The 7931-nt window shown below is 42.4% G+C and carries 5 protein-coding genes and 2 pseudogenes; 2 read left to right on the top strand and 5 right to left on the bottom strand.

The genetic code is table 11. The features are described from left to right. The first annotated feature begins 26 nt into the window (after positions 1–26). The gene (erm(F), locus tag DW205_RS21785) at positions 27–827 is read left to right on the top strand and encodes a 23S rRNA (adenine(2058)-N(6))-methyltransferase Erm(F) (RefSeq protein ID WP_004359035.1); all 801 of its coding nucleotides are present in this window, start codon (positions 27–29) and stop codon (positions 825–827) included. A 203-nt stretch (positions 828–1030) separates the two neighbouring features. Here the strand turns inward: erm(F) and DW205_RS21780 are convergent. From DW205_RS21780 to DW205_RS21760, 5 genes and pseudogenes are all read right to left on the bottom strand, one after another. Next, positions 1031–1798: pseudogene (locus DW205_RS21780) on the bottom strand (TonB-dependent receptor plug domain-containing protein); the annotation flags it as partial. Positions 1799–1876: 78 nt separating this feature from the next. Continuing rightward, positions 1877–2509 (bottom strand): DUF4903 domain-containing protein, encoded by a 633-nt coding sequence (locus DW205_RS21775; RefSeq protein WP_121963166.1) that lies wholly within the window; start codon positions 2507–2509, stop codon positions 1877–1879. A gap of 9 nt (positions 2510–2518) precedes the next feature. After that, a complete protein-coding gene (locus DW205_RS21770; RefSeq protein ID WP_008822857.1) occupies positions 2519–2989 on the bottom strand; it encodes a hypothetical protein in 471 nt (156 codons plus the stop codon). Positions 2990–3004: 15 nt separating this feature from the next. Further along, positions 3005–4399: a leucine-rich repeat domain-containing protein gene (locus tag DW205_RS21765; RefSeq protein ID WP_020967129.1), complete on the bottom strand. Its 1395-nt coding sequence runs from the start codon at positions 4397–4399 to the stop codon at positions 3005–3007. A 100-nt stretch (positions 4400–4499) separates the two neighbouring features. Next, positions 4500–7001 (bottom strand): outer membrane beta-barrel protein, encoded by a 2502-nt coding sequence (locus DW205_RS21760; protein ID WP_008822855.1) that lies wholly within the window; start codon positions 6999–7001, stop codon positions 4500–4502. Positions 7002–7281: 280 nt separating this feature from the next. Here DW205_RS21760 and DW205_RS21755 point away from each other — a divergent pair. Then, positions 7282–7923: pseudogene (locus tag DW205_RS21755) on the top strand (DNA methylase); the annotation flags it as partial. Positions 7924–7931 lie beyond the last annotated feature (8 nt).

Genomic DNA, 7931 nt, shown 5'->3' with positions numbered 1-7931 from the left:
AAGTATTCACCTGTAAGAAGTTACTAATGACAAAAAAGAAATTGCCCGTTCGTTTTACGGGTCAGCACTTTACTATTGATAAAGTGCTAATAAAAGATGCAATAAGACAAGCAAATATAAGTAATCAGGATACGGTTTTAGATATTGGGGCAGGCAAGGGGTTTCTTACTGTTCATTTATTAAAAATCGCCAACAATGTTGTTGCTATTGAAAACGACACAGCTTTGGTTGAACATTTACGAAAATTATTTTCTGATGCCCGAAATGTTCAAGTTGTCGGTTGTGATTTTAGGAATTTTGCAGTTCCGAAATTTCCTTTCAAAGTGGTGTCAAATATTCCTTATGGCATTACTTCCGATATTTTCAAAATCCTGATGTTTGAGAGTCTTGGAAATTTTCTGGGAGGTTCCATTATCCTTCAATTAGAACCTACACAAAAGTTATTTTCGAGGAAGCTTTACAATCCATATACCGTTTTCTATCATACTTTTTTTGATTTGAAACTTGTCTATGAGGTAGGTCCTGAAAGTTTCTTGCCACCGCCAACTGTCAAATCAGCCCTGTTAAACATTAAAAGAAAACACTTATTTTTTGATTTTAAGTTTAAAGCCAAATACTTAGCATTTATTTCCTGTCTGTTAGAGAAACCTGATTTATCTGTAAAAACAGCTTTAAAGTCGATTTTCAGGAAAAGTCAGGTCAGGTCAATTTCGGAAAAATTCGGTTTAAACCTTAATGCTCAAATTGTTTGTTTGTCTCCAAGTCAATGGTTAAACTGTTTTTTGGAAATGCTGGAAGTTGTCCCTGAAAAATTTCATCCTTCGTAGTTCAAAGTCGGGTGGTTGTCAAGATGATTTTTTTGGTTTGGTGTCGTCTTTTTTTAAGCTGCCGCATAACGGCTGGCAAATTGGCGATGGAGCCGACTTTTAGCACAAATGTTGAATAGAATTACTAATCTTCAACATTGCACAAAAGTTCAATAGAAGTACTTCACCGGCTCTATTGCCAATTTGTTTGTTATGTGCCGTTTTTTGTAGTTGCGCTCGTTCATCTGTGCCCAGCGCATACCTGCCTGAATATCCAATGGTTTGGTCGCTTTTTTAGAAATAAGATTGATGACCGCACCCGAAGCACGACTGCCATACAGAGTACTGCTGGCACCCTTTACAATCTCCACACGGTCGATGGCGTGCAGATTAAAGCGTTCGTAGTCGAGGTTGCCTGCCATATCGCCCGTCATTCGTTCACCGTCTTGCAGAAAGAGAACGTGGCGCGCGTCGAGTCCCTGCATCGAGATTTCGTTGCCGAAACCCACTTTCTGAATGTTGAGTCCTGGTGTCTCTTGTTGCAGGGCATGTTGTAGGTCGCTGTACCCTGCATCAACGAGTGCCTTTCCGCCCAATACCTGTGTGGTAATGGGCGAAAGTTTTACGGGGCGCTCTGTTCGTGAACCTGTTACAACGACATCGTTCAGGTGCAGCACGTCTTCGCGCATAACAATCTTTATGTTGTTTTCCTGTGGCGGCACACTTCCTTTTACGGGGACGAAGCCCGTTGCATGGACATTATAGTATAGTTCCTTTCCCTTTTCTATACTTAATATCACCTTGCCTTCAATGTCGGTAATGGTATTCTTAACATCCAACATCTCTTTGCTCGTGGCATATTGCACAGTAGCCCCTACCAAAGGTTGCTGCGTATCTTTCTCAAGTATGGTTATCCTTACCCTGCGCTGTGCCTGTGCGCTTATCGCCAAAAGCAGGCAAAGGAGTAAGAATAAGAATCCTTTCTTCTGCATCGTTTCTTTTTATTATTGAAAAAGGAAGTGAAAGCACTCACAGCCCCTCACTTCCTTTATTGTCATATTTGTAACGTATTACAATCCGTGTTCCTTCTTATAGGCTGCCAAGTCCTTCTCGTATTGGGCAAACTCGGCTTCGTAATTGTTGATACGGTTCTTGTCGATGGTCTGCAAGAAACACTCGGAACGTACGTTCATCATGTTGTAATCAACTATGAATGTAATCTGGTTTGTTTTCACATTCAGATAGCCTTCTACACCTGCGCCACTTCCTTGCTGTACTCCGGAATCATCTTTAGGATTTCCCGTAACGCTACCGTCCTTACCCTTAAACTTTATCCAGCCATCCCCTTTATATTCGTCTTTTTCCCAAGAGTTGAGTTGCATAAACTTACATTTGCATGAGAAATACACAATCAATGGCATCTTGCCTACGGTAAAGCCATCGAGCGTCAGACGAAGACTGTCCTTCTCCCAATTGAAATTAAATTTAGTAGGACATCCTTGGGGCAGGAGGGTCTTATCGACCGTGTTCATTGTCGCTTTTGTGGAAAGGACAATATCTCCTGACAAAATATCCTTTGCCTCTTTTAGGTATTCCTGAGCGGGGGCTTTTTGTTCCAAATTGTCATCACTGTTACAGGAAGATAAACCCAATAAGAACACTGCCAAGAGGCAAAGGATACATTTTACTGTTATGAATCGCATGTCGCCTTGTTATGGTTGTAGCGTACCGTCAAAAGTAACAGAAGCAGGGAAGACAGGAACAAATTGCCAACCTGCGTATGTGTCAAGAACGAAATGGAGTTCATTATTTACAAGAGAGCCTGTAAAACTGGATAATTTAATTTTAATGGGTAATCCACCATCCAACAACATCAATTTACCGGCATAACCGCCTATGGGGGTCGTTGCTGTAACAACTCCGTTGTTGATAGAAACTTTAAGTTCTACTTTGATTGTTCCTGGCATCTTGCCAATAGGTCCCACTGTACCTCTCAAATCATACAGGTTACCACCAGTGCTTGTCAATGTAAAGCTCTGATTTGTAGCATCATTGTATGATTTCCCATTCATAGTAATGTTACTCAACGTACCATTGTAAGTACCTGTCTGCGCATTAGAATTTACTGCAAATCCTAAAATGCTGATTACCGTCAATACGGTAGAAATAAATAAATGTTTCATCTTTTTTATGTTTTGTTAATTATTAATTAGTGATGACCATTCAACTCCATCTATGTAGCCACCACCACTGGTCAAGACCTTGAGATACTTCTTGATAAAGTCTTTTGTTTCCTGTCTGTCAAACACGTCTTGCGTACACGCAAAAGAGGTTTTTTTATCGTAGGTATGAAATTCCGTCAATTCCGGATAGGTAACACGACAATTCGCAGATAAACCACCAAGTTCCAAATTGGATATCATCTTAAATTTGGACAAATCTACCTGTTCTAAACTCTTCATATTCGCAAATGTTATCATATAAGATCGCAATCCGCTTTTTTCCGGTAAAGCTATCTTTTTCAAATCCGGGCATTCTACAAAAACAAGTGAGGAACCACCGGGACCATCCTGTTCCTGCTCAATCGCTCTCTGACCAAACAGGGTACTATGGCTTAAATCTATTTCGCTAATACCGCTAACCTTTACCCATAGGAGACCTGTCATGTTTGTAGCATCCTCAAGATTGATGCCTTCAGAGGCATCCACGTCTGTCAATGACAAGGTCATGAGACCGCTACAGGGTCTCAGGTATGGGAGTTTCGCTTTGTTTGTCAGGTTTACAGTAAGAAGTTTGCCGTCCCAATAAGGATTGTTCACAATATATTGTACCCCTTCCAGTGTTTCAGCAGTGGCTACTCCATACCACTTATTAAATACACAGGCATTCGACCTATCTTTGTTGCTTAACCGCTTGCTGATGTCAATATGAATACCGTCTTCATCAAAGATGCTGGAAAAATATTTTTTGAAATTAGCCCTTATATTCTCATCAGGTATCTCGCGAATGGTATTGTATTTCTGCAAGTCGCCTTTTGCTGTTTCCATCTTCACGTCTATACTTCCAGACTCAATCTCTGCCTTCTTCTCTCGATAGAAACGCACAAGGTCTTTGATGTTGAACTTTGCTGTCTGTGGCAAGTACAATTTTGTGATTTTGTGCAACTGTGTTACGGTTTCATCACCATTCTCTTCCGTCTTTACATTCACCAGTCCTTCAAAGTCATAAATGTCGTTGCCCGTCAAATCTACACCGGTAATTTGTGCTGGCAGCTGAGCGAAGTCGAAAACAGGTCCATACCCGTTATTGGAGAGTTTTACATCTTTTAGGTTTGGAAGAATATCAAGACCGCTGAGATCCTTCAGGTTTGTACCGCTAAGGTCAAGCGATGTGGTATTGTTGGCCAAATCGTTGAGTTCCAACTTACCGTCTTTGTCGAACTGATAACCTTTCGATTTCAACACAGTCATCAATTCTGTATTTTTAAGGGAGTTTGTGCTGTAATGAACTGTATTATCATCACTGCTACATGAGGCAAGTCCCATCACAAGGAATACCAATACTGGTAATGTTAAATTCTTTACTATTTTCATTTTCGATAATAAATTAATTGTTTTGAGTTGCAAAGGTAGGAGCCTTGTTTGGATTTCACAATACCTATTTCTTTTGATTTTATTTTTATTTTTGCAATCCTTATTTATTAGGATTTTGCTGTTTGTGAGAATTTTTATCTGTTTTACTTTTGGTAAGGCTAAAACGGTATCGCAGCGATACGAGGGCATAACTATGTATCTGCGGTCGGAAACTCTCGTGATACCCGTAACCTGAAACGGAACGGTTGAGGTCCCTTCGCCTATTCAGAATGTCGTTCCATTTGAATGAGAGCGTGGCTTGTTTCTTCCTGAGAAAACGCCACGATGCTCCCACGTTCAATAGCCACTGGTCATCATCTGTGGTTGAATAGGTTCCTCGGCGCAGATGACAATTTGCATCGCCCCATATTTCAATGTCGTGGGGAAGTTCTACTGTGCCGCTGATGCCACAGTCGTAGTCAATGGTATTTACATGGGTGTTTGTCAGTAAGTTGTTGGAACGGTAGAGTTGCCAACTGGCGTGTAGGTCAATATTCCCCCATTTCGGCTGGTAGTTCAATCGTAGGCTAACCTCATTACCCGTTGTATGTGTCTTGCTCTTCAAAGCATTACCGTACGTTTGTTCGTGAAAGAGATAGACGTGGTTTTTAAAAGAAGTTCTCATAGTACCAGAGAGCATCAGACGCTTCACTTGTTTCTGCCATTGCAGCATCCCGTCCACAGAATAATTTCCGTTGATATTGACAGTTCTGTATGTCCGTGCGCCAGTATTTGAGTCATACGTTACTTCCTCTGCAAAATCATTGAACGAGTTGTGGTAATTGCCCATAAAGGTAATACCATATTTTCTCTCATTTAATCTGATGGACAGTTGTTGTTGATAGGCTGGCTTCAACTGCGGATTGCCTATCTTCACGGACAGCGGGTTGCTCTTGTCATCAAGTGTCAGCAAAGCCTGTATGGAAGGCTGTTGTGTGTTTCCGTTATAACGCAGTTCAACTTCTATTTTTCCGTTGTTCCACTTTGCGCCGAACTTGGGCTTGTATTCCGTAGCCTTGACTGTATAGTCCACTGTTTCCGAATTGTGTTGCCGGCAGATATTCCTGCGTTGCCATTCTACATCAATGCCACTGTTTATCTTCCATTGCTTACCCTTATAATCCATTCTCAGGGTGAGTTCCTGCCCACATATAGATAGTGTGTTCTCATAACTTAGGCTATCTATGTATGGTCTATTCGGTATAGTATAGTCGTAAGTGTTGCTTGTGTTTCTATCCTCTTCGTGATGCAGTCCGTACCCTGTCTGCAATTTCAACTGTTTGCCAAAAGGATGGGTATATTGCAATGATATTCTGCTTTCGTTGCGCAGGGTGGGCAGTTGTTGGCAAAGATTGCGCAACAGTAGTGAATCTCCGCCCACAGCGTTGCGCAGGTGGTGGAATTTCGTCAGTGAAAGGCTGGTATTATTAGTTTCATTCGAGTTACCGCCAAGTGTCGCCTTCACGGTAAATGATGCCCCAGCCTTGCCAATCCGCCGTGTGAGGTCGGCAGATACATGGTAATTCTTTCCATTGCTTTTTGTGTTATTTCGCAGCGTTCCCGAGGTCAGCGTGTCCGCAGCCGTATTGCGCTCATATAGGTATGTTGTGTTGTCAGTCAGGTTGTCTGACCGTCCGAAGTTTCCATTTGCACTTATATTCAGCAAAGTCTTTTTGTCTATGTTATACTGCAGATTTATGTTTGCGGCATTACTGTGATTCTTGCTCAAGGAAAGCAGCATTGATTCCCGATATTTTGTTCCCGATGAAAGATATTGCTCATCATAGTCATGATTCTCGCTTCCATTGTGGAAGGCATTGAGTGAGAGGCTTGCATTGAGCGTAATTTTCTTACCAAATTTCTTCACGATATTGCCCGACAATATGTTTTGGAAATTGTTTCCCCCAATGTTCATATTACTAAGATTGTCAGAGCGCAAAGTCAGCGAGGTGTTTTCGCCATCGGCATTGAATAGATTGCCCTGTACCTCATCCCTGCGTCTGTCGCGATTGCCGTGTTCAGCCGTTAGTGTTCCTGTCAGGCTGCCATTGTAGGTAGATTTGGTCTTGATGTCCAGCACATAATTGTCGGCACCATCATCTACTCCCGTCATTTTCTCCAATGCGCTGAGCATGTCATACAGTTTCAGTAGTTCCACTGCATCGGTTGGCATATTCTCCAACGCTGCGATAATGTCGTTGCCCATAAAGGTCTCGCCATTGATGTTTACGCCGTTCAATGGCTTTCCTTTGAATGATAGTTGCCTGTTCGCCTTGTCGTATTCCATGCCCGGAATATTCCTGATTAAGTCTTCCAAGTTAGCACCTTTCCTTACTCGAAGGCAATCAGTATTGATAAACGTGGTGTCTTTTCTTATGGAAAACAATTTCCGCTGTCCAATAACTTGAACTTCATCGAGTTCTATCGTTTTATGTAATGAAGAAACATGTTTTCGAGTAGGGTATATAGTATCACCCACAACTAAATTCAAAATAGTAGCATTAGCAGTGGGAAACAGCAGAAGTAGAATGATGAAGATTAAAAGAATTCTTTTGATTATCATTTTGCAAAATTACCATTGTTCATAGATATATGCAATACCTTAAAATGGCGATTTTATAGAATTAGAAATGTCTAAGGTTGATTTTCATTGAAAAAACAACGTAAATACTTTGCTTATATGAATTATATCGCTATCTTTGCAACATCAAACAGAGAGTTCTTTGAGACTTTGCAGAATAAAGAAAGGGAAAGAAACTCGCTCGTTTCTTAGTCGTTCACCTTATCAGATTATATATTCTGCTTTTTATTAGTAATCAGTCGATTACATTCACCCCCATTACTTTTACAACGAGATTACCGATTACCGCACGGCGGAGGACGTGGGTGTGGATCGTCCGCGTAAGAACGAGATACTGCATCACATACCTCCCACGCCCGACCAAGAGTATTTCATCAAACAGCTGATGCAGTTCGCCAAGACGGGTGACGCCACGCTGCTGGGCAGACCGCCCCTGTCGGAAACGGAGGAGAAGGCGAAGATGCTTATCGCCACCGATTACGCGCGGAAGATGGCTCTCGACATGCGCATGATAGACCCGCATTATGAGGACCACCCCGACAACAAGGCTTCCCACTGCGCCAAGACGATTGCGGAGTATTACCACAAATACGACGCGCAGAAAGGCACGCAGTTCGTGTTCTCGGATCTGGGAACATACCAGCCGGGCGACGGATGGAACGTGTACAGCGAGATAAAGCGGAAGCTGACGGAGGACTACGGCATCCCGGCAAGCGAGGTGCGCTTCATTCAGGAGTGCAAGACCGACAAGGCACGCAAGGGGGTGATAGACGCCATGAACGCCGGAACGGTGCGCGTGCTGTTCGGTTCCACTTCCATGCTCGGAACGGGTGTGAACGCGCAGAAACGGTGTGTCGCAATCCATCATTTGGATACGCCGTGGGTGCGACATGAAGTCGCATAGATAATTGT

It is taken from the genome of Parabacteroides sp. AM17-47, assembly GCF_003434625.1.
GTDB lineage: Bacteria > Bacteroidota > Bacteroidia > Bacteroidales > Tannerellaceae > Parabacteroides > Parabacteroides distasonis.
The sequence above is the reverse complement of the archived record's forward strand: the minus strand, read 5'-3'. Positions and strand labels throughout refer to the sequence as shown.

Bases quoted from the DNA above. Each gene is read 5' to 3' on its own strand.
- DW205_RS21775 (WP_121963166.1), bottom strand. From the start codon at position 2,509: ATGCGATTCATAACAGTAAAATGTATCCTTTGCCTCTTGGCAGTGTTC.
- DW205_RS21770 (WP_008822857.1), bottom strand. From the start codon at position 2,989: ATGAAACATTTATTTATTTCTACCGTATTGACGGTAATCAGCATTTTA.
- DW205_RS21765 (WP_020967129.1), bottom strand. From the start codon at position 4,399: ATGAAAATAGTAAAGAATTTAACATTACCAGTATTGGTATTCCTTGTG.
- DW205_RS21760 (WP_008822855.1), bottom strand. From the start codon at position 7,001: ATGATAATCAAAAGAATTCTTTTAATCTTCATCATTCTACTTCTGCTG.